This is a genomic window from Desulfuromonas versatilis, from assembly GCF_019704135.1.
Lineage (GTDB): Bacteria > Desulfobacterota > Desulfuromonadia > Desulfuromonadales > NIT-T3 > Desulfuromonas_A > Desulfuromonas_A versatilis.
On sequence record NZ_AP024355.1, the window covers coordinates 2,546,467 to 2,567,336 of the forward strand.

19 protein-coding genes are annotated in these 20,870 nt (G+C 64.1%); all 19 read right to left on the reverse strand.

The window, feature by feature from the left end; translation table 11 throughout:
• Nucleotides 1-4: 4 nt before the first annotated feature.
• Complete coding sequence (gene rfaP / locus DESUT3_RS11500) at nucleotides 5-835, reverse strand: lipopolysaccharide core heptose(I) kinase RfaP (RefSeq protein WP_221248616.1); 831 nt, start codon at nucleotides 833-835, stop codon at nucleotides 5-7.
• Nucleotides 832-1,965 carry a glycosyltransferase family 4 protein gene (locus DESUT3_RS11505; protein WP_221248617.1) on the reverse strand — a complete coding sequence of 378 codons (1,134 nt, stop codon included), beginning with the start codon at nucleotides 1,963-1,965 and terminating at the stop codon, nucleotides 832-834. The genes rfaP and DESUT3_RS11505 overlap by 4 nt, the downstream gene beginning before the upstream one ends.
• On the reverse strand, nucleotides 1,962-3,122 hold the full coding sequence (locus tag DESUT3_RS11510) for a glycosyltransferase (protein WP_221248618.1): 1,161 nt from the start codon (nucleotides 3,120-3,122) through the stop codon (nucleotides 1,962-1,964). The genes DESUT3_RS11505 and DESUT3_RS11510 overlap by 4 nt, the downstream gene beginning before the upstream one ends.
• A 30-nt stretch (nucleotides 3,123-3,152) precedes the next feature.
• Nucleotides 3,153-4,193, reverse strand: a complete 1,041-nt coding sequence (gene waaC, locus DESUT3_RS11515; protein WP_221248619.1) for a lipopolysaccharide heptosyltransferase I — start codon at nucleotides 4,191-4,193, stop codon at nucleotides 3,153-3,155.
• A complete protein-coding gene (waaF, locus tag DESUT3_RS11520) occupies nucleotides 4,190-5,221 on the reverse strand; it encodes a lipopolysaccharide heptosyltransferase II (RefSeq protein WP_221248620.1) in 1,032 nt (343 codons plus the stop codon). Before waaF ends, waaC begins: the two co-directional genes overlap by 4 nt.
• Before the next feature lie 35 nt (nucleotides 5,222-5,256).
• Nucleotides 5,257-6,504, reverse strand: a complete 1,248-nt coding sequence (lpxK, locus tag DESUT3_RS11525) for a tetraacyldisaccharide 4'-kinase (RefSeq protein ID WP_221248621.1) — start codon at nucleotides 6,502-6,504, stop codon at nucleotides 5,257-5,259.
• 1 nt (nucleotide 6,505) lies between these two features.
• The gene (locus DESUT3_RS11530) at nucleotides 6,506-7,798 is read right to left on the reverse strand and encodes a 3-deoxy-D-manno-octulosonic acid transferase (protein ID WP_221248622.1); all 1,293 of its coding nucleotides are present in this window, start codon (nucleotides 7,796-7,798) and stop codon (nucleotides 6,506-6,508) included.
• A complete protein-coding gene (locus tag DESUT3_RS11535) occupies nucleotides 7,782-8,453 on the reverse strand; it encodes a lysophospholipid acyltransferase family protein (protein ID WP_221248623.1) in 672 nt (223 codons plus the stop codon). The genes DESUT3_RS11530 and DESUT3_RS11535 overlap by 17 nt, the downstream gene beginning before the upstream one ends.
• Nucleotides 8,454-8,456: 3 nt before the next feature.
• Complete coding sequence (gene msbA / locus DESUT3_RS11540) at nucleotides 8,457-10,190, reverse strand: lipid A export permease/ATP-binding protein MsbA (RefSeq protein ID WP_221248624.1); 1,734 nt, start codon at nucleotides 10,188-10,190, stop codon at nucleotides 8,457-8,459.
• Nucleotides 10,191-11,336, reverse strand: coding sequence for a lipid-A-disaccharide synthase (lpxB, locus tag DESUT3_RS11545; RefSeq protein ID WP_225911701.1), 1,146 nt, complete (start codon nucleotides 11,334-11,336; stop codon nucleotides 10,191-10,193).
• A 117-nt stretch (nucleotides 11,337-11,453) separates the two neighbouring features.
• The gene (locus tag DESUT3_RS11550) at nucleotides 11,454-12,548 is read right to left on the reverse strand and encodes a DegT/DnrJ/EryC1/StrS family aminotransferase (RefSeq protein WP_221248625.1); all 1,095 of its coding nucleotides are present in this window, start codon (nucleotides 12,546-12,548) and stop codon (nucleotides 11,454-11,456) included.
• A 135-nt stretch (nucleotides 12,549-12,683) separates the two neighbouring features.
• A complete protein-coding gene (locus DESUT3_RS11555; protein ID WP_221248627.1) occupies nucleotides 12,684-13,616 on the reverse strand; it encodes a Gfo/Idh/MocA family protein in 933 nt (310 codons plus the stop codon).
• 19 nt (nucleotides 13,617-13,635) lie between these two features.
• A complete protein-coding gene (lpxA, locus tag DESUT3_RS11560; protein WP_221248628.1) occupies nucleotides 13,636-14,406 on the reverse strand; it encodes an acyl-ACP--UDP-N-acetylglucosamine O-acyltransferase in 771 nt (256 codons plus the stop codon).
• 14 nt (nucleotides 14,407-14,420) lie between these two features.
• Complete coding sequence (gene fabZ / locus DESUT3_RS11565) at nucleotides 14,421-14,855, reverse strand: 3-hydroxyacyl-ACP dehydratase FabZ (protein WP_221248629.1); 435 nt, start codon at nucleotides 14,853-14,855, stop codon at nucleotides 14,421-14,423.
• Between the two features lie 5 nt (nucleotides 14,856-14,860).
• Nucleotides 14,861-15,898: a UDP-3-O-(3-hydroxymyristoyl)glucosamine N-acyltransferase gene (lpxD, locus tag DESUT3_RS11570; RefSeq protein ID WP_221248631.1), complete on the reverse strand. Its 1,038-nt coding sequence runs from the start codon at nucleotides 15,896-15,898 to the stop codon at nucleotides 14,861-14,863.
• Nucleotides 15,899-15,902: 4 nt separating this feature from the next.
• Complete coding sequence (locus tag DESUT3_RS11575) at nucleotides 15,903-16,433, reverse strand: OmpH family outer membrane protein (protein WP_221248632.1); 531 nt, start codon at nucleotides 16,431-16,433, stop codon at nucleotides 15,903-15,905.
• Between the two features lie 32 nt (nucleotides 16,434-16,465).
• Nucleotides 16,466-18,760: an outer membrane protein assembly factor BamA gene (bamA, locus tag DESUT3_RS11580; RefSeq protein ID WP_221248633.1), complete on the reverse strand. Its 2,295-nt coding sequence runs from the start codon at nucleotides 18,758-18,760 to the stop codon at nucleotides 16,466-16,468.
• A 152-nt stretch (nucleotides 18,761-18,912) separates the two neighbouring features.
• Complete coding sequence (locus DESUT3_RS11585; protein ID WP_221248635.1) at nucleotides 18,913-19,596, reverse strand: ABC transporter ATP-binding protein; 684 nt, start codon at nucleotides 19,594-19,596, stop codon at nucleotides 18,913-18,915.
• On the reverse strand, nucleotides 19,593-20,843 hold the full coding sequence (locus DESUT3_RS11590; RefSeq protein WP_221248636.1) for a lipoprotein-releasing ABC transporter permease subunit: 1,251 nt from the start codon (nucleotides 20,841-20,843) through the stop codon (nucleotides 19,593-19,595). Before DESUT3_RS11590 ends, DESUT3_RS11585 begins: the two co-directional genes overlap by 4 nt.
• Nucleotides 20,844-20,870 lie beyond the last annotated feature (27 nt).

The following is a 20,870-nucleotide window of genomic DNA, read 5'->3' on the forward strand; positions in this document are numbered from 1 at the left end:
CGGCCTATCGACCGAGACTGGGGTTCGAAGCGGGGTCGCGCCCGAACTCCTTGCGGTAAAGGGCCAATGCGCGCCGCTCGACCCGCTCCCAGAAAACCCGCTCGTCCTGCAGCAGGCTGCGCAGCGCGCGCCTGCGGTAGGCGCGCATGAAGCGCAGTATATCACGCCGGGTCAGGCCGATGTCCATGCTGGAAAAATAGAGTCCTGCCACGTCCTTGACGATCCAGCGCTGCGGGGTGCGGGGCCGCAGCTGCACCCGGTGCAGGTCGATCAGGTGCAGCCGGAAGGCCTCCTGCCTGCTCACCCGCTCGAGGTCGGCCAGGGGCAGCAGGAAGTGGCAGATGTAGAAATCCCGATGATTGACGCCGTTCTCATGCAGCGCCGCGGCCATGCCGGCAACCTTCTCGATCAGGGCCTTTTTCAGCCCGAAGGGCGGAGGATTCGTCTTCCAGTCCCGGCACAGGTCCTCCAGGCTGATGGTATCGGCCAGCTCTTCGGTCACCAGGAACGACTGGATCCGCGCCGGATTCCAGCCGCGGCAGCCGTAGCCGGCGATCCGCATGGTCTCCACCCCGAGTTCTTCGCAGCGGCGGATCGCCCGCCGCTCGTTGTCCGCTCCGAGCACCGGCAGCTTGAAGTGGCTGAGATTTTTCAGAATCTCCTTCCAGCCGACCCCAAAGTGAAGCTTGGCGAAGTACCCTTTTTCCCCGAGGAAAAAACGCAGGGTCCGGCGTCCGGCGAGCTCCCGGAAGACTTCCCCCTCAAGGGAAAGCATCTGCTCGAAGCTGGGCGGCTCGGCGAAGCGGCCGCGAAAATCGGGCTCCAGCTGCATCATGCCCCCCTCCCCTTCAGCGCCTTGGCTTCGATAATGTCGGCGGCCCGCTGGGGCAGGCTGAAGATATCCGCCTGCGCGGCAAAAGCCAAGGCATTGCTGCGCCAGGTTTCCCGCTCGGCGGAGTTCAGCATCAGGGAGAGCATCCGGTCGAGTTCCTCCTGGCGAAACGGCGAGGGGACCAGCAGCCCGGCCCGACTCTGCCGAACATAATGGGCATAGCCGCAGATCTCGGTGGCCAGCACCGGCAACCCGGCGGCCAGCGCCTCCACCAGCACGGTGCCGGTGTTTTCATAGTAGGAGGGGTGCAGCAGCAGATCCGCCGCGGCCAGAAAACGGGGGACGTCGCCCCGCCCGCCGAGCAGGCTCAGGCGCTGTTCGACACCGAGCTTGCGGGCCAGTTTGAGGAAGGGCCCGGCTTTCCCCTGGCCGATGACCACCAGCCGGGAGCGCTGGCGCAGCTTGTCGGGGAGCGCGGCCAGGGCCCGCAGCGCGCGGTCAAGCCCCTTGGTCTTGAAGCCGGAGCCGACCATCAGCACCAGCAGCTCCTCTTCGGCCATCCCCAACTCCCGGCGCACCTCAAGCCGGGTCGCCGCGTCCTCGGGCTTGGCGATCCGGTCGCGGTCGATGCCCGGGGGCAGAAAGTGAAACCGCTCCTCAGGGGTGCCGTATTGGGCGATGAAATGGGGTTTCTCCACCTCGGAGATGAGCAGGATCTCGGTGGCCGCCGCCGGCGCGAAGACCGCCCGCTCAAACTCGGCGTAGCAGCGGTAGCGCCCCCCCAGCCGGTACAGGGGACCGTGTTTCTGGCGCACCTTGGCTTCAAAGCAGGGGTCGGCGGCAAAGTAGACATCCAGCCCCGGCATCTTGTTGAAGCCGACCACCGCGTCGAATCCGCCCCCGGCGATGGCGGTTCGGGCCCGGCGGGCGAACTCCCGGCAGCGCCCGTGGTTGGAGAACTTGCCGGAGGGGAGCAGGTTCACCTCGAGTCCGGGGGGAGGTTCTCCATCCCACGCCATGGTGAAGACCGCCACCTGGTGCCCGCGCCGCAGGCACTCCTCGGCGATGCGCCGAAAGTCCCTCTGCAGCCCGCCGAAGGGGAAATATTTAAACAGGCAAAAAGCGAATTTCATAGTCCAGAGGTTGGATCGCCGGGGCCTTGTCGGCGCAGGCTCAGGGCGGCATCGGTGTAGACCTGTTCGTAGGCGGCGATCATCCGCGCCGCGGAAAAATCCTCTACGGCCCGCCTGCGGGCCGCCTGGCCCCAGCTCTGCAGGCGCTGGGCGGAACTTCCGGCGACCTCGGCCAGCGCCTCGCCGATCTCCTCGGGGGACTCGGGAGAAACCAGCAGACCGATTTGCGCATCGCCGAACACCTCGGGAATCCCCCCTACCCGAGAAGCGATCACCGGCAGCCCGGAGGCCATGGCTTCGAGCAGCGCCAGGGGCAGCCCCTCGCGCAGCGAAGGGAGCAGAAAGGCATCCAGCGCCTTCAGAAACTCCGGGATATCGCGGCGAAAGCCGAGCAGGTGCACCCGTTCGGTCAACCCCTTGGCGGCGATAAGGCCTTCCAGTTCCGGGCGCAGTTCCCCTTCGCCGGCGATCAACAGGTTCGCCGCGGGAAACCGCTCGGCCATATGGGCGAAGCCGAGGATCAGGTTGCGGTGGTTCTTGACCTCGGAGAGCCGCCCCATGGTGCCGAACCAGAAGCCGTCGGCCTGCCCGGGGGCAAACCGGCTGCGGGCCGCGTTTTTTTCCAACGCCGCGGGAAACCGGTCGTACTCGAGACCGTTCTGGATGGTGACGGTGCGCTCCTCGCTGAGCCCCCAGTTGGAGGCGACCACGTCGGCGCTCACCCCCTTGGAGATGCCGATGATCCGGTGCAGCCGCCGGTAGAGCAGCCAGTTGAAGGCCCTGCGTCGCCAGGTTTTGGCCGTCCCCAGCCCGTGCAGCGTGGCCAGCACGGCCGGTTTGGGCCTGGCGAGCATGGCGGCGAGCACCCCGATGGGGGTGGAGCGGTGCTGCTGGCAGTTGACGACCTGGACGTTTTCGCTCTCGATGATCCGCTTGAGCTTGAGCAGCAGCGGCACGTTGGAGAAGCGCAGGTTTTTCCCCTTCAACCCCAGGTAATAGGTCTTGTAGCCCAGCGCATCCAGCTGGTTTTTGCCGTCGTTCTCCCCGCTCATAAAGCAGATCACGGTCCGGAAGCGCCTGGGATCGAGCCGGACCTGGAGATTGAGCAGCGGGTAATCCCCCCGGTAACGGTGGATGATGTGCAGAATATTTATCATCGCCTCAGCGCCTCCTCCTGCCCGGCCGGCCTACCCCCTGAGGAGCCGGCGCAGGGCGGAAAATACCTCGTCGGTGGTGATACTCCGGCCGCATTCCCCATCCCGCGGGCAGCTTTTGCGCAGGCAGGGCGAGCAATCCAGGGGCGCCTGCAGGCGGATGTGCGCCTCCCCCCGCGGACCGTTGCGGCGGGCATCAGTCACCCGGAAAATGGAGACCGTCCGCGTCCCCAAGGCGGCGGCGATGTGCACCGGGCCGGTGTCGGCCCCGACCACCAGGTCGGCCTCGTCGAGCAGCGCCACCAGCTCGGGCAAGCTCCCGCGGGGCCAGATGACCGCCTGGCCGCCGCAAGCCTCGCCGATCGCCTCGGCGGCGGCGTTTTCCTCGGTATTCCCCCAAGTCAGCAGCGGACGAATTCCCAGCTCACCGCACAGCCTGGCGGCCAGTTCCTGCCAACGCTCCAGCGGCCACAGCTTGGTGCCCCAGGTGGTCCCGTAATGCAGCACGACCACAGGCTTCCCGGCAAGCGCCAGGGCCTCGAGTTGCTGCCTCACCCGGGCCAGGGCCTGGTCGTTGACGTGCAGGGGGCCGGCCGGCAGCACCTCGACGCCACCGGGGACCGCGGCCCTGCCAAGGGCCAGGGAGCGGTCGCTGATGTGGAAATCGCCCTGGGAAAGGGGCACCCTGCGGTTGGTGGCGAGCAGGTTGGGCCATTCGCGTACCGCGTCGCGGGCGAAGCCGAAGCGCTGCGGGGCGCCGCACAAGCCGGTGAACAGGCCGCTCTTGCTGTTGCCCTGCAGATCGAGCACCAGGTCGTAGCCTTCGGCGCGCAGCTCGCGGATCGTCCCCCAGGCGCCACGCAGGGCGGCCAGAGCCCCGGCCTTGCGCCAGGCCTTGGTGCGCAGCCTGTGCACTTTGCGCAGCAGCGGATGGCCATCGAGCAAGGGCGCGAAGGACTCCTCGACCAGCCAGTCGATCTCCATGCGGGGGTCGGCGCTTTTCAACCAGGCGAGCACCGGCAGGGCATGCACCACATCGCCGAGCGCACTCACTTTGACGATCAGAACTCTCATCGGGTTTTATTCAGCAGCGAACGGGCGCCTTCCAGCACATCGTCGGCGCTGATCGCCGTCATGCAGCGGTGGTCAAGGGGGCACTCGCGCAGCAGGCAGGGGGCACAGTCGCAATGCTTCCGGATGATCCGGCAGGTCTCGGCCAGGGGCGAGGTCGTCGTGTGGTCGGTGGGCCCGAATACCGCGACGATCGGCACCGCGAAAGCCGCGGCCACGTGCATGGGTCCAGAGTCGTTGGTGACCATCAACCGGCAGCGGGAAAGCAGGGCCATCATCTGGCGCACCGAGGTCTCGCCGATCAGGTTGAGGGGCCCGCAGGTCATGGCCCGGGCGATGTCCCGGCCGATCTCCCGCTCGCCGGGGCCGCCGGTCAGCAAGACCTTGACCCCGAATTCCCGGGCCAACTGGTCGCCGACGGCGGCGAAACGCTCGGGAATCCAGCGCTTGGCAGAACCGTAGGCGGCGCCGGGGTTGATGGCCATCCACTCCCCGTCCCCCAGAGTGCTCTCGGCCCAGGCCGACTCCTCTGCGGTGCTTTCAAGGCGCAGCAGGCCGTCTCCCCCGCTGATCCCGAGGCGCTCGAGCATGGTCAGGTAATAGCGGGTATGGTGCAGTTTCTTGTCCGCCTCGCTGATGGGGACCGCGTGGCTGAGCAGAAACCCTCGCCCGTCGGTGCGAAAGCCAGCCCGGCGGGGAATCCCCGCCAGGGCGGCCATGATCCCGGCCTCGATGGCATTCTGCAGCAGAATGGCCAGATCGAAGCGCCCCTGGCGCAATTGGCCGCAGAACCGCAGCATCCCCCGCCACCCCTGGTGCGCACCTTTCTTGTCGAAGACCAGGACCTCGTCGCAATAGGGGTGATGACGGAACAGTTCGGCCACCAGCGGATTGGCCACCACGCTGATCGTCGCATTCGGGAAGTGGGCCCGCAGGGCCCCCAGGGCCGGGGTGGTCATGACGGCGTCGCCGATCCAGTTGGTGGAACGCACCAGGATACGGCGGATATCATTGTTTTTCAGCGGTTTCAATACGGTTACTCGTTGAGCGCCGGAGGTGGCTTATATCATGCCTGGTCGAGGCTTTGCGCCTCGTCGATGAGCATCACGGGGATATCGTCCCGCACCGGGTAGAGCAGGCGGCAGGCCTCGCAGACCAGGGCATCGCCCCCTTCACGCAGCTTGACCTCCCCCTTGCATTGAGGGCAGGCGATTATTTCGAGCAATTCGGGGGAAAGGGGCATGGTGTTCTCCTCAAAAAGGGCGTTGAGCTTCGCTTCGAGTCCGCCTGGTTGAAAAAACTCCAGGGACAAAGGCACCTGGTAGCAGGGGATGGAAAAATCCCCCTCGCCAAGCTTGACCCCGTCCTTTTCCGTGGTGATCAGGTAATCGACTTCCGCCGCCACCCGGGCAAGCCTCTCAAGTTCCCGAGGCCCGTAGCCGGCGTGATCGGCAAAGCCGATGGCGTGGCTTAGGGCCAGGCCCGCGGCGCGCAGATCGCGAAAAAAGCCTTCGGGGTCGGCGATCCCGGCGAAGGCAGCGCCCCGCAGGCCCGCCAGGTTCGCGAGCTCGAGAGGCTCCCCGGCAAGCGAGATGGCCTCCCCGGCCAGCCGATGCCGGCAACGCAGCACTGGCCGGGACAGCCCGCGCGGCCCCGGCTCGTCCCCCCGGCTGCGGGTCAGCAGGAAGAGGTCGGCGCGGCCCAGAGCCAGCGGGAATTCCCGCAGCAACCCGGCTGGAAGCACCTTGCCGTTGCCCAGCGGCCGGCGGCCGTCGAGCAGCACGATGTCGAGGTCGCGCTGAACCGCCAGGTGCTGAAAGCCGTCGTCGAGCACCACGACATCTGCGCCGAACTCCTCCTGCGCGACGCGCACCCCCTCGGCCCGCCGGGGGGCGACGAGCACGATCGCCTCGGGGAGGCGCCTGGCCAGCAGATAGGGCTCGTCGCCACAGATATCCGCTGCCACCAGCGGCCCCTGCCCGCCGCAGACCAGCGTCACGCCGCTGCGGGCGCTGCCGCCGTAACCGCGGCTGACCACCGCCACGGTTTTTCCGGCCCGCAGCAGGTGCCGCACCACGAACTCGACTGTGGGCGTCTTGCCGGTGCCGCCGACGCTCAGGTTGCCGACGGACACCACGGGCACCCCGGCCCGATAGGAAGCCAGCGCCTGCCGCCGGTAGAGAGCGACCCGCAGCAGACCGGCCACCCCGTAAAGCCAACCCAGGGGGGTCAACAGCACCAGCAGCAACCGCTCGGCGCCACCGCGGGCACCCTCGCTGGCCAGACGCCGGTAGAACCCCTGCAGGCCCCTCATCTCAGGGCCCCAGCAGCGAGTCGATGACCTTCAGGGTCTCGGCGGTAGCCCCGGCGTTTTCACTCAGCAGGGCGTTGCCACGCTCGCCCATGCGCTCCCTGGCTTCGGCGTTGACCAGCAGACGCCGGACCGCGTCCGCCAATTCGCCTCCGCCGGCGACGGCCATCCCTCCGCCGGACTCCAGCAGAAGTCTCGAAATCTCTTTAAAGTTATGCATGTAAGGGCCGAACACCACTGGCTTTTTAAGCAGCGAGGCCTCAAGGACGTTGTGGCCGCCGACATCGATCAGGCTACCGCCGACGAATACCAGGTCGGCCACGGCATAGAACTTCAGCATCTCCCCGAGGGTATCACCCATCAGCACTTCACCGGGGACCAGCTCGCGCCCCAGGGCCTGGCTGCCGCTGCGCGCATGGCTGGTAAGCCCCTTCCCTGCGAGCATCTCGGCCACCGCCCGGCAACGCTCGGGATGGCGCGGCACCAGGATCAGGAGCAGATTCAGCCCCTCGTCCAGCAGTCGCCGGTAGACCTCGGCGATGATCTCCTCCTCACCGGAATGGGTGCTGCCCGCCACCCAGACCAGCGTCCCGGCAGCGAGTTTAAATTCCTCTTTCAGCCGCTGCACCTCAGCCGCATCGGGGGCGCTCCCTTTCATGTCGAACTTGAGGTTGCGGGTCACCCTGATTTTGTCTTCCGGAGCCCCCATCCGGGCAATCCGCTCCGCATCGAGGGCGGTCTGCATGCAGAAGGCCGTGAACATTTCCAGGATCGGGCGGACCACACCCCGGGCCAGTCGGTAGCGGGGAAAAGAGCGATCGGAGATCCGGCCGTTGACCAGCACCACGGGAATTCGCTGCTGCCGTGCGACGCGGACGAAGTTCGGCCAGATCTCGGTTTCGACAATCACGATAAAGGCCGGCCGCACCTGCCGAAACACTCTGCGCACGACCCAGGAGAGATCGAAGGGGAAGAACAGGCACAGATCGATCTCCCTGATCCCCTCGGCGATGGCGTGCCCGGTCTCGGTCACGTTGGACAGCACCAGCGCCGCTTCAGGATAGGCCTGGCGCAGACCCTTGAGCAGGGGGATGGCGGCGCGGGTTTCGCCCACCGATACGGCGTGCACCCATATTACCCGCTTCCCGCGAATCCCCGCAAGCCGCTCCGGCCCATAAAACCCCAGCCGTTCGCGAATGCCCCGGCGGACCTTGCCATGGCGCACGCCCCGCAGCAGATAATAGGGGACCAGCACCAGGGCCGACAGGCTGAGGATCAGATCATAAAGCAGATACACCGTGTTTCTCCAGCTGTGCGCAGGCGCGGCGAACGTTCATCTCCATGGCCTTTTCAAGCCGCTCCCGGAAATCCCCGACGTCCTCGCCCGGTTCGAACACCAGCGGCTCGCCAAAGGCATAAACGCCCCTTGAGAAAGGGTACGGCAGCAGGAACCGGTCCCAGGACCCGAAGCGGTGCCCGCGGCTGCAGACGAAGGCCATGGGGATGACCGGACGGCCGCTCAGCCGGGCAAGCTGCACCACCCCGTCCTTGACCTGGTGGCGGGGGCCCTTGGGGCCATCCGGAGTAAGCACCAGGTCGAAAGGCTGCCGGCCCAGCTCGACCAGTTCGCGGAATGCCTTGCGCCCGCCCCTGGAAGAGGAGCCGCGCACCGCGTCCTGGCCGAAGCAGCGCATGGTCCGGGCGATCAGTTCGCCGTCTTTGGAGGCGCTGATCAAAATCCTCGCGCCCGGGCCCCGGTAGCCCTTGACCATCAGCAGCAGCTGATCATGCCAGAAGGCGAGGATCACCGCCTGCCCGGCATCCCATAAGCGCCGCGGATGTTCTTCGCCGATGGTCTCGATGCGCATGCTGCGATGCAGCCAACGAATGATCCTGGCGGCCAGCGGCGGCGCCAGACTGAGAAGCAGCCGGTCTCCGAGATGCGCGGCCATGGCTCAGCCCTCGAACTGCATATCGTAGAGCTTGCGGTAGAGGCCCCCGGCCTCGAGCAGCTCACGGTGGGTGCCGATTTCGCGGATGGCCCCCTGCTCCATAACCACGATTTTGTCGGCGTGCATGATGGTCGAAAGCCGATGGGCGATGACGAAGGTGGTGCGGTTCTTCATCAGGTTGGCCAAGGCTTTCTGCACCATGGTTTCGCTTTCGGTGTCCAGGGCGCTGGTGGCTTCGTCCAGAATCAGCACCGGGGCGTCGCGCAGGATCGCCCTGGCAATGCACAATCTCTGGCGCTGACCGCCGGACAGGCGCAGCCCGCGGTCGCCGATGCTGGTGCGGAACCCTTCGGGAAGGGCATTGATAAAATCGTCGGCGAAGGCCTTGCGGGCGGCCTCGAGGATCTCCTCGTCGGTAGCCTCCGGCTTTCCGTAACGGATGTTCTCGGCAATGCTGGTGTTGAAAAGAAACGTCTCCTGGTCCACCAGGGCGATATGGGAGCGCAGGCTGTCCAGGGTGAACCGCCGCAGGTCGACCCCGTCGATCCGGATGGCTCCAGCGATGGGATCATAGAACCTGGCCAGCAGGCCCGCCACGGTCGATTTCCCGGCACCGCTGGGGCCCACCAGGGCGACCACCTCGCCGGGGGATGCCACGATGGAGAAATCCCGGACCACCGCTTCATCGCCGTAGCTGAAGCTCACCCGGTCGAAGGCCACCTCGCCCCGCACCGAGGAAACCTCGACGGCGTCGGGAGCATCGGCCACCTCCGGCACCTCGTCCATCACCTCGAAGACCCGCTCGGCGGCACCGACGGATTTCTGCACGGTGTTGCTGACCTTGGTGAGCTTCTTGACCGGGCCGTACATCATCAGCACGGAGGCGACAAAGGAGAACAGCTCGCCCTGGGTCATGGCGCCGGAGATAACCCGGTGGATGCCGTACCAGACCACCGCCGCCACGCCGAAGGAGGCCAGCAGCTCGATGACCGGGGCGGAGGCCGAATCGTACTTCAGCACCTTTCGCATATAGCGGTAAAAGCTGAGATTCTCGTCCCGGAAACGGCGATCCTCGGCCCTCTCCGTGCCGAAGGCCTTGATCACCTTGATGCCGGAGAAGGTTTCCTGGAGCACCGCGGTCAGGTTACCCATGGTGGACTGCCCCTTGCGGGTGTTGTCCTTGATCTTGCGCCCGATCACCGAGGCGGGCACCACCGCGACCGGCAGGATCACGAAGGCCAGGCAGGCGAGCCGCCAATCGGTGTAGAAAGCCAGTCCAGTGAGGCCGACCAGGGTAAAACCCTCGCGCACCGCTTCGACCAGGATGTCGGCGGCCGAGCGCTGCATGATGCCGACGTCGTTGAGCACCCGGGACATGAGCCCGCCGGAGGAATTTTTCGAGAAAAACCCCATGGACAGGGACAGACTGTGGCGATAGAGGTCATTGCGCACGTCCTGAACCACGAGCTGGCCGGCGGTTTTGATGAAATACTCCTGAACGTACCGGGCGCCCCCCTTGAGGGCGGCCAGACCGATGACGAAGACCGGCACCAGGGCGGCCAGGGCGGCATTGCGGTCGGCAATGATCAGGTCGATAAAGGGCTGCACCAGCTTGGCCGAAGCGACGTCGGTGCCCGCAACCACCAGCGAGGCGGCGAGCGCCAACGCGATTCGTCCGGCATAGGGGCGGGAGTACTTCAGCAGCCGGGAATATATTTGCTTGCTAGTCAGTGCCATTCAAACCGCTTTTCCACCGGGCGTTCTCCGGCTCAGATCCGAGGCCATCCGCGCCACCCGCAGCGAACACCCCCCCTCCCCCATCCGGTCTTTTACCGTGGCCAGCCCTTCGCGCATCCGGGCATTGTACTGGGGATCGTCGAGGATCCGCAGGATCTCCTCGCTGATGGCTTCGGGGCTTGCCGCGTCCTGGATGAACTCCCGGACCACGCCCCGGCCGGCGACGATGTTGGCCAGACCGATGAAGGGGACCTTGATCAGGCGCTTGCCGATGGCGAAGGTCAGCGGCGCCATTTTATAGATGATCGCCATCGGGGTTCCGACCAGGGCGGTCTGCAGGGTCACGGTGCCCGAAACCGAGATGACCGCATCACAGGCGTTGGCGACATCGTAAATGCTCTCTTCGACCAGGGTAACCGGTAGGGACCGACCCGCCAGAGCCGTGCTGAACTGGTCGGACTCAAGCGAAGGCGCCACGGGGAGCAGAAACCGGGTATCGGGTTTTTGCTGAAGGATCCGTTCGGCCGAGGCGAGGATGGTTTCCAGGCAGTAGCGAAGCTCGTTCTTCCTGCTCCCCGGGAACAGCCCGACCACGGGCCCCGGCCCGGGGATGCCGTGCCGCGCCCTGACCTGCTCGGCGGTCTGCTCGACGTGGACCTCGTCCAACAGGGGGTGCCCGACATATTCGACCTCGATGTCGTGCCCGGCGTAGATCTCCGGCTCGAAAGGGAACACCGCCGCCAACCGGTCGACGATCCGGGCGATCTTTTTCACCCGCCCGCGGCGCCAGGCCCAGACCTGGGGGCTGACGTAATACAGGACAGGCACTCCGGCCAGCTTGGCCTGGCGGGCCAGGCGCAGGTTGAAATCGGGAAAATCGATGAGGATCAGCAGGTCTGGACGCTCCGGTCCGTGCAGAATCCCCTTGAGGCGGTTGAACGCCCGGTAGATCTGCGGGAAATGGCCCAGGACCTCGACCAGCCCCATAACGGAAATCTCTTCCCCGGGAATCAGGATTTCGCAACCGGCAGCCGCCATGCGCTTGCCGCCCACCCCGAAAAAGGCCAGTTCGGGATCGATTTGGCCGGCCGCCCTGATCAGGTTCGCGCCATGCAGGTCTCCGGAGGCCTCCCCAGTGACGATCAGGGCCTTGCGCGCGGTTCGGTGAGGAGTGAGGGGTGAGCAGTGAGTTGTAAAAGCCTCACTATGTTCCCCCCCCCTGGATATTTTCGCCCCGTGCTTCACGCCTTACGCCTCACGCATTTACAGAGCCCCGAGAATGACGTCGCAGACCCGGTCGATCTGGGCCTCGGTCAGTTCGGGAAACATCGGAAGAGAAAGCACTCGCTTGGCCACGGATTCCGCGACCGGCATGCTCACTCCGGCGTAAAGCTCGCGATAGACTTCCTGGCGGTGCAGGGGAATCGGGTAGTAGACGGCCGAGGCGATCCCGGCGGCGGTCAGTGCCTGGTGAATGGCATCGCGGGCATCGCTCAGAACCGTGTACTGGTGATAAACGTGCAGGCCCTTGCCGTCCTCGGCCGGGGGGGTGACCTTGGTTCCCTGGAGCCGGGCCGTATATCGGTGGGCGTTGCGCCGGCGCTGCTCGTTGTATCCGTCGAGATGCTTGAGCTTGGCGCGCAGCACCACGGCCTGCAGTTCATCGAGCCGGCTGTTGTAGCCGATCACCGAATGATGGTAGCGCTCGCGGCTGCCATGGTTGCGGTAGACCCGCACCTCCTCCGCCAGACGATCGTCGTCGGTGACGATCATGCCGCCGTCGCCGTAGCAGCCGAGGTTTTTGCTGGGGAAAAAGGAAAAGCACCCCAACTCGCCGTAGGCACCGGACCTGCGGTCCCCGTATTCGGCACCGAAGGACTGGGCGCAGTCCTCGATCAGGCGCAGCCCGTGTTTCCGGCAGAGTTCGCGGATCGGTGCCAGGTCCGCAGGCTGGCCGAACAGATGCACCGGGAGGATGGCTCGGGTCCTGTCGGTAATGGCCGCCTCGATCAGTTCGACGTCGATATTGAAGGTCAGCGGGTCGATGTCGACGAATACCGGCCGACCGCCCACGTAGGAGATGGCCTCGGCGGTAGCGATAAAGGTGAAGGGGGTGGTGATCACCTCGTCCCCCTCCCCGATTCCCGCGGCCCGCAGGGCCAGGTGCAGGGCGTCGGTCCCCGAAGCCACCCCGATGGCATGGCGCACTCCGCAATAGGCCGCGACCTCCTCCTCCAGGGCTTTTCCCTGGGGCCCGAGAATGAAGTGGGTTGTCTCCAGAACCGTGCGAAACCCCGCTTCGATTTCCTGGCGCAGGGTTTCGTACTGACCTTTCAGGTCGACCATGGGAATCTGCATGACGGTTATCCTCGACTGGTTGTTTTTTTTGCCCCGCACGATGGCGGGGGGGTAAAACAAAAAGCGGGGCCGGTTCGGCCGAACCCCCGCCCCTGCTAAACGGCCGGGCACCCCCGGCATGTAGTGCTGTGGCAACTACAGTTTCTGGTTGATCAGATGGGCCAGCTCCAGGGCCCGTTTGCCGTCTTCCCCGGAAACCATCGGTTCGGTTCCGCCGCGCACCGCCTCGGTGAAGGCGCTGATCTCCGCCATCAGGGCATCGCCCTGCTCGAAACTCTTCATTTCCATCACCACGTCCGGCAGACCGGGAATCATCTGGGTGCCGGGCTGTTTGCGGTAGATGGCGATCTGCCGTGCCTGGTAATCGATGGAGATGTAGGCGTCGGCCTGGAAAATCCGGATCTTGCGAACCGCCTCGCGGCTGACCCGGCTGGCGGTGACATTGGCAACACAGCCGTTCTCGAACTGCAGCCGCGCGTTGGCAATGTCCACCTCTTCGGAAAGCACCGGGACACCGATGGAATTGACGGTTTTAACCGGGGAGCCGACCATGCTGAGGATGATGTCGATATCGTGGATCATCAGGTCCAGCACCACGTTGACATCGGTCCCCCGGGGTTTGAAGGGGGCAAGCCGTTGGGATTCGACGAACCGCGGTTGATTGAGAACCCCCTTGAGAGCCAGGATGGCCGGGTTGAAGCGCTCAAGATGCCCGACCTGAAAGACCAGGTTGCGGCTGCGCGCCAGGGCGATCAACTCCTCGGCCTCGGCAACGGTGCGGGTAACCGGCTTCTCCAGCAGGATGTGACAGCCGGCTTCGAGGCACTTTTTGGCCACTTCGAAGTGGTACTGGGTGGGGACCGCGATGGAGACCAGGTCCACCTCGCCAATCAGTTGGTCCAAGTCGGAGTAGGCCCGGGTGCCGACTTCGTCCGCCACCGTCTGCGCCCGAGCGGGGTCATGGTCCACCACACCGACCAGGTCGACCTGCTCGAGCAGTGCATATTTCTGTGCGTGGAACCGCCCCAGGTACCCGACCCCGATGACACCGGCACGAAGTTTTCCCATGGCCCCTCTCCGGCACCCCTCAGCGGGCGATGCCACGCTCGCTGTTGCGGATGAAGTCAATGAACACCTTGAGCTCCGCGGTCTGTTCCAGTTCGGCATCGATCCGCGCCAGAGCCTCGTCAAGCCGCAGGCCCGAGCGAAAAACGAGCTTGTAGGCCTTTTTGATCCCGCGAATGGCCCCTTCGGAAAATCCCCGCCGCCCGAGGCCGACCAGGTTCAGCCCCACGGTCCTGGCCCGGTCGCCCTGCGCCAGGGTGTAAGGGGGGATGTCCTGGGTGACCATGGCGCCGCCGCTGATCATGACATGGCAACCGACCCGGGAAAATTGGTGAACCGCCGAGAGCCCGCCGAGGATGGCGAAGTCGTCGACCGTCACGTGTCCGGCCAGGGTGGCGCCGTTGGCCAGGATCACCCGGTTGCCGACAATGCAGTCGTGGGCGACGTGGGAGTAGGCCATGAACAGGTTGTCGTTGCCGACCACGGTCTTGGAGCCGCCGCTTTCGGTACCCCGGTGCATGGTCACGAACTCGCGGATGGTGTTGCGGTCGCCGATTTTCAGGCAGGAGTTCTCGCCATGGAATTTGAGGTCCTGGGGGGCAGCGCCCACCGAGGCGAACTGGAAGATCCGGTTGTCCCGGCCGATTTCCGTAGGGCCCTCGATCACCGCGTGGGCCCCGACGCTGGTGCCGGAACCGATGCTGACATGGTCGCCGATGACCGCGTAGGGTCCGACCTGAACGCCTTCGCCGAGAACGGCCCCGGGATGTATGATCGCAGTTGGATGAATCATGCTCAACCTTTGCCTCAGCGGTCCGCGAAGGTGGCCTTCAGGTCGGCCTCCGCGACCAGGGTCTCACCAACGAAAGCCTTGCCCTTGAAACAGTAGAGTCCCCTTTTGCAATTGACCAGCTCCAGTTCCATCCGCAGCACGTCCCCGGGGACCACCGGCTTGCGGAACCGCGCGTTGTCGATACCGGCGAAGTAGGTGACCTTGTCGGTACCGACCTTGTCGGTCATCATGGCGAACACGCCGCCGACCTGGGCCATCGCCTCGATGATCAGGACCCCGGGCATGATGGGGTGCCCCGGGAAGTGCCCTTGGAAGAAAGGCTCGTTGATGGTGACGTTCTTGGCGCCGACGATCCGCTTCCCTTCCTCGATTTCGAGGATCGAATCCACCAGCAGGAAAGGATAGCGGTGGGGGAGCATCTCCATGATCTGTTGGGTGTTGAGTACCATACAAACTACCTCTCTTTTAACGACTTTTCCAGATCCTCGAGCTTCTGCCTGAGGCTGGTGATCTCCTTGCGCATTTCCGGCAGCTTGGGAACGCACATCTGGGCCTTGAGCCATTCCTTGTGCGGCATGACCGGCAGGCCGGAGAGCACCTGGTTGGGCTCCACGTCCCGGGTCACACCGCCGCGGCCGCCGATGGTGACGTTGTCACCCACCTTGAGATGGCCGGCGGTGGCGGACTGGCCGCCGAAGGTGCAGTGGCGGCCAACCGTCGTGCTGCCGGAGATGCCGACCTGGGAGACCATGACGGTGTCCTCCCCGATCACGCAGTTGTGCCCGATCTGCACCAGGTTGTCGATCTTGGCGCCGCGCTTGATCCGGGTGACCCCGAGGGCGGCGCGGTCGACACAGGTGGCGCTGCCGATTTCGACATCGTCTTCCAGGACGACGATCCCGACCTGGGGAATTTTGAAATAGCTGCTGCCATCCGGGGCGTAGCCGAACCCGTCGGAGCCGATGATCGCCGATGGCTGAATGATCACCCTGTTGCCGATCCGACAATCTTCGCGCACCACGACATTGGCGTGCAGGGTGCAGTCCTCGCCGACGGTCACGCCTTCGTACAGCACCACCCCCGGATAGAGGATGGTGCCACGACCGATGCTGACCCTCTCGCCGACCACGCAGCCGGGGTGGACGGTGACCCCTTCGCCGATCACGGCACTCGCGGCAACCCTCGCACCGGCCATGATCCCCTGCGGTTCGGGCCGCCGAACCTGCAGGTGGGTCAGCACCTTGGCGAAGGCCAGGTAGGGATTGGCGCAAATGACCTGGGCTATGGCCAGCCCCTCGACGGGGTGGCTGAGGATGACCGCCGAGGCGCGGACCTGGGACAGTTTGGCCAGGTAGCGCTTGTGGGAGACAAAGGTGATATCCCCCTCTGCGGCCTCATCCAGCGAAGCAAGCCGCCGGACCTGCAGATCCGGATCGCCAATTACCCGGCCGCCGACCAGGGTAGCCAGTTCTCCAAGCGTTGCCGTCGCCACGAGCCTAGTTCCCTTTTTCCTTCTGGTACTGGGCGTCGTAGGCCTTGATCAGCTGGTCGGTCAGGTCCACCGAATCATCGGCGTAAAGGACCGAACTTTCGGTCTTCTCGAGGACCATGGCGTAGCCTTCCTTCTTGCCAAGGTCCTTGAGGACGTTGAACAGCTTCTCGAGAATCTGCCGGGTGAAGTCGGCATCCTTCTGCTGCAGCTCCTCCTGGATGTCCTTGGTGAAGCGCTGGAACTCTTTGAGCTTCTGCTGATAGTCACGCTCCTTGGCGGCGCGGGCGTCCTCGGAGAGCAGCACAGCCTGTTTCTCGAGCTCCTCCTTGAGCTTCTTGATCTCCTTCTGCCGGGAGTCGACGGTACCTTCGTATTCCTTGACCTTGCCGGCAATCTTCTCCTTGGCCTCCTTGCCGGCCTGGGAAAGATTCAGGGCCTTCTGCAGATCGACATAGCCGATTTTGCCATCAGCCCCGAAGGCGGGACCAGCCATCAGGAACGCCGCTGCCACAGCCAAAACGAAAAAACGCTTCATTGCCATCTCCTTCTTGGGTCTATGAATTATCGCTAAAAGAACTTGCCGATGGAAAACTCAAACTTGCTGCGGTCCTCGTCCTCGCGGGGATCGAGGTTGTAGCCCCACTCCAGCCGCAGGGGCCCCATGGGGCTGAACCAGCGGATCCCGGTGCCGACACTGTAGCGCATTTCGGAAAAATATTCCTGGTCTTCCGACCATGCGTTGCCGGCATCAAAGAAGAGAAGCCCCTTCACCCCCATTTCCTTGACCAGGGGGAAAGTGTACTCGAGGTTGAAAATCGCCTCCTTGGTCCCGCCTATGAATTCGAAATCGTCTACGAGCACGGTCTCGATGTTCCCGGTGTTGGGGTTGACCTGCTGGCTGGTGCGGCGCACCCGCGGCCCGACCTCCCGCGAATTGAAGCCGCGCAGGGTATTGATGCCCCCGAGGAAGAAACGCTCGTCAATGGGAATTTCCTGCCCCCCGATGCGCTGCACGTACCCAAGCTGGCCGTGCATCGAGAAGACGGTCCCCCACTTGAAGGGGAAGAAGTGTCGATAGTCGAGGATGTACTTGCTGAACTTCTCCGAGCCGCCGAGGCCGGCGAATTCGACGGACCCCTCCGCCACGTACCCGGTAGTCGGGTCGAGCCGGTAGTCGGTGGTGTTGCGGGTCAAGGAGCTGTAAATGGACGAGAGCGTCGAGGTTCCCTCCTGTTCGCGAATGAACAGCGAGGCGTCGTCATCGACATCCATGATCTCCTTCTCTTCGTAGCGATAGATGAAGAAGGCACGGTTGTACTCACCGACAGGAAAGCCGAGCTTCACGTCGCCGCCGGTGGTCCGCTTGGTGAAGTCGCTCCACTCTCGCTCGGTCTTGTAGACATCAAAGCCGAGGGAGAGGTTCTTGTCGAGGAAATAGGGGTCGAGCAGGCCGATCTGGTAAGTCGTACTGCTGCTGCCGAAGGCCCCGGAGAGATTGAGCTTGAGTGCCCGGCCGAGGAAGTTCTCCTGGGTAATGGAGCCCTGGCCGATGACGCCGTCTACGGAAGAATAGCCGAAACCGAGGCTGAAGGTGCCGGTGGGGCGCTCTTTGACCTCGACGTTGACGTCCATGTGGGCTTCGTCGGAGCCGCGCGCGGTGGAGATGTTGACCTCCTCGAAAAAACCGAGGTTGTTGACCTTGCGCCGGCTGTCCTTGAGCTTGGTCGCGCTGTACAGGTCGCCTTCGTCGAGTTTCATCTCGCGGCGGATGACCTTGTCGCGGGTCTTGGTGTTGCCGCTGATCTGGATCCTTTCGATGTGGACCTTGATCCCCTGTTCGATGTCGAACTTGAGGTTGACCAGCTTCTTTTCCGGTTCGATGTTGGTCAGCGGAGAAACGTTGACGTAGGCATATCCCTGGTCGGCATAGAGATCGTTGACCGCGAACACGTCTGCCCGCAGCTGCTTGCGGCTGAACACATCACCGGGCCGCAGCAATACCAGCTCCAGGATCTCCTCGCGGCTTTTGAGCAGGTCACCCTGGACCTCGACCTCGCCAACCCGAAACTGCTCCCCCTCCTCGACCTCGATGAGGATATTCAGGTACTTGCCGTCTTCGGTGGGCGTGACCACGGGCTGCCTGACCTTGACCTGTACGTAACCCTGGTTGTAGTACTGGTCGGCGATGATCTCCAGGTCGTTCTGCACCACCTCTTCCTGGTAGGTCCCCCGCCCGGTGAGCCAGGACAGGAACCAGCGCTCCTTGGTCACCATGACCTTGGCCAGCTCCTTGTCGGTGAACACCTTGTTCCCCTCGAAATCGATACGGTCCACCAGGACCTTGTCGCCCTCCTTGATCTCGAAGGTGACCGAAGCCTCGTTCTGGTCGTCGATTTCTACTTTGGGAGTTATTTCGGCGGAGTAGAACCCCTCCTCCAGATAAGCGGCCTTGATCGCCTTGACGCTTTTGTCGACCACGCTGGGGTTGTAGATATCGGGAGTCTTGAGGGCCGAAAGCGGCTTTAGCTTGTCGGTGGAGAGTTCCTTGTTGCCGGTGAATTCAACCTTGCGGACCAGGGGGCGTTCGGCGAGGCGGTAAACCAGCGTGACTGCGGCATCCTGTTGCCGGATCTCGGCCTTCACGTCCTCGAAGCGCCCCAGTTTGAAAATGGCGCGAATATCGGTGTCGATCTCATCGAGAGAGATGGTTTTGCCGGGTGCGGCCTGCAGCACCGACCGAATGGCGCTGGTTTCAACCCGCCTGTTGCCCTCGATGACAACCTCACTGAGCTGATAGGTCTGCGCCAAAGCGGCCGCCGGAAAAAACAACAAAACCAGGGCGGCCAATACCCTCATCAACATACCAGAAATTCTCCGTCCTGACAGGCTTTTAAAGCGGTTCATTATAGGGAAATGCCCTTGGGGTGTAAATCAAAATCTGCCCGTCCGAGGCCTTTGCCGGCCCGGGATGCCAGCGCGGGACAGCCTCCTGCGGCGCCCGTTCGGCCCCAGGCTCAGGTCCGGACCAGACCGTCCTCCATGTGCACGATGCGATCGAGGCGCCCGGCTAGTGTTTCACTGTGGGTAACGATGATCATGGTTAGGCCATGGGCCTGATGCAGCTGGTGCAGCAGACGGTAGATCTCGTCCGTGGTGCGACTGTCGAGATTGCCGGTCGGCTCGTCGGCCAGCAGGATCCGCGGCGACATGACCAGGGCCCGGGCAATGGCGACCCGCTGCTGCTCGCCGCCGGAAAGCTGCCCGGGCTTGTGCTCGAGCCGGGGCCCCAGACCAACCTCGCAGAGCAGCTCCCTGGCCCGGTCTGCCGCCTCGCGGGGTGACTTGCGTGCAATCAGGGCCGGCATCATGACATTTTCCAGCGCGGAGAATTCGGGGAGCAGTTGGTGAAACTGAAACACGAACCCGACCGTCTGGTTGCGGAACCTGTCGAGCGCCGCCCCCCTGAGGGAGAAGATGTCGGTCCCTTCGATGTGCACCGATCCGCTGGTGGGGTGATCGAGCGCCCCGGCGATGTGCATGAACGTGGTCTTGCCGGCCCCGGAGGTGCCGACAATGGCAACCCTCTCGCCGGAGGCGATGTTCAGGTCGATGCCGCGCAACACGTCGACCTGGCCCTGGCCTCCGGAGAAGCTTTTCGTCAACCCCTTGATTTCGATCATCGCAGCGTCCCCGGTCATTCGTAGCGCAGGGCCTCGGCCGGGTCCATCTTGGCGGCCCGCCAGGCAGGGTATATGGTGGCCAGCAGGGAAATGGTCATGGCGACCGCCATGACCGCCAGCACATCCGAGGAGTTGACCACGGAAGGAAAATGATCCATGCCGTAAACGCTCTGGTCGAAGATCCGGATACCGAACAGGTTCTCCAGCGCCTTGATGATGGGGTCGGCGTTTTTGGCGATAAGCAGCCCCAGCGCTGTGCCGAGGACCGTCCCCATGACCCCGATGATCAGCCCCTCCAGGATGAAGATCTTCATGATGCTTCGGGAGGTCCCCCCCATGGCGCGCAGGATGGCGATATCCTTATGCTTTTCCATGACCACCATGATCAGGGTGGTGGCGATGTTGAAGGCGGCGACCAGAACGATGATGCCAAGCACGATGAACAGCCCCAGCTTCTCCAGCTTGAGGGCGGAGAGGAAGGACCCGAAGAGATCCTCCCAGGAGCGCACCACGTAGGGGTAGCTGAATTCAGAGCGCAGGGTCGAGGCCACCAGGTTGGCGTGATCGAAGGAGTCTACCTCGATCTCGATCCCGGAGACTCCTTCGGCGGAATCGAAAAAGCGCTGCGCCTGGCCGAGGGCGACGTAGGCGAAGTAGGTGTCGAGGAAGCCGCCGCGCTGTTTGAAAATCCCTACCACCCGAAACGGCTTCATCTTGGGGATCATGCCGAAGGGGGTGATGGTGAACATGGGGGGGATCACATTGACCGAATCGCCCACCGCAATACCGAGGGAGGTGGCCGTGTCGAGGCCGATGATAATCCCGGGGATGCCCGACTGATCGTCGTAGAGCAGCGTCTGGACATCCTGGTCTTCAATGGACAGGAATTTCTGCTGGAACACCTTGTGCCCGGCCTCGATCCCCTTGACGTTGACCGCCGCCACATTGCGCTGGGAGAGCAGCATCGCCTCCTTGGCCACAAAAGGCGAGGCCGACAGGACATGGGACGCGGCCTTGACCGTACCGATGACCTCCTGGTAGCCGGAGAGTTCCTCGCCGTGTTTCTGGATCAGCACATGGGGGATATTGCCAAGAATCTGCTGGCGCACTCCGTCATGAAAACCGGTCATGACCGCGAGCACCACGATCAGGGCGGCAACCCCGAGGGTCACCCCGGCGATGGAGATGAAGGAGATGACGGAGATAAAGGTCTGCTTGCGCTTGGCCCTCAGATAGCGCAGGCTGACAAACCATTCGTAGCCCATGGGACTCCTGTTTGGGGCCAGGGGTTT

What these genes read in the sequence shown, in the direction of transcription:
- rfaP (WP_221248616.1), bottom strand. Translation starts at nt 835, where the DNA reads ATGATGCAGCTGGAGCCCGATTTTCGCGGCCGCTTCGCCGAGCCGCCC.
- DESUT3_RS11505 (WP_221248617.1), bottom strand. Translation starts at nt 1,965, where the DNA reads ATGAAATTCGCTTTTTGCCTGTTTAAATATTTCCCCTTCGGCGGGCTG.
- DESUT3_RS11510 (WP_221248618.1), bottom strand. Translation starts at nt 3,122, where the DNA reads ATGATAAATATTCTGCACATCATCCACCGTTACCGGGGGGATTACCCG.
- waaC (WP_221248619.1), bottom strand. Translation starts at nt 4,193, where the DNA reads ATGAGAGTTCTGATCGTCAAAGTGAGTGCGCTCGGCGATGTGGTGCAT.
- lpxK (WP_221248621.1), bottom strand. Translation starts at nt 6,504, where the DNA reads ATGAGGGGCCTGCAGGGGTTCTACCGGCGTCTGGCCAGCGAGGGTGCC.
- DESUT3_RS11535 (WP_221248623.1), bottom strand. Translation starts at nt 8,453, where the DNA reads ATGGCCGCGCATCTCGGAGACCGGCTGCTTCTCAGTCTGGCGCCGCCG.
- msbA (WP_221248624.1), bottom strand. Translation starts at nt 10,190, where the DNA reads ATGGCACTGACTAGCAAGCAAATATATTCCCGGCTGCTGAAGTACTCC.
- DESUT3_RS11550 (WP_221248625.1), bottom strand. Translation starts at nt 12,548, where the DNA reads ATGCAGATTCCCATGGTCGACCTGAAAGGTCAGTACGAAACCCTGCGC.
- DESUT3_RS11555 (WP_221248627.1), bottom strand. Translation starts at nt 13,616, where the DNA reads ATGGGAAAACTTCGTGCCGGTGTCATCGGGGTCGGGTACCTGGGGCGG.
- lpxA (WP_221248628.1), bottom strand. Translation starts at nt 14,406, where the DNA reads ATGATTCATCCAACTGCGATCATACATCCCGGGGCCGTTCTCGGCGAA.
- fabZ (WP_221248629.1), bottom strand. Translation starts at nt 14,855, where the DNA reads ATGGTACTCAACACCCAACAGATCATGGAGATGCTCCCCCACCGCTAT.
- DESUT3_RS11575 (WP_221248632.1), bottom strand. Translation starts at nt 16,433, where the DNA reads ATGAAGCGTTTTTTCGTTTTGGCTGTGGCAGCGGCGTTCCTGATGGCT.
- bamA (WP_221248633.1), bottom strand. Translation starts at nt 18,760, where the DNA reads ATGTTGATGAGGGTATTGGCCGCCCTGGTTTTGTTGTTTTTTCCGGCG.
- DESUT3_RS11585 (WP_221248635.1), bottom strand. Translation starts at nt 19,596, where the DNA reads ATGACCGGGGACGCTGCGATGATCGAAATCAAGGGGTTGACGAAAAGC.
- DESUT3_RS11590 (WP_221248636.1), bottom strand. Translation starts at nt 20,843, where the DNA reads ATGGGCTACGAATGGTTTGTCAGCCTGCGCTATCTGAGGGCCAAGCGC.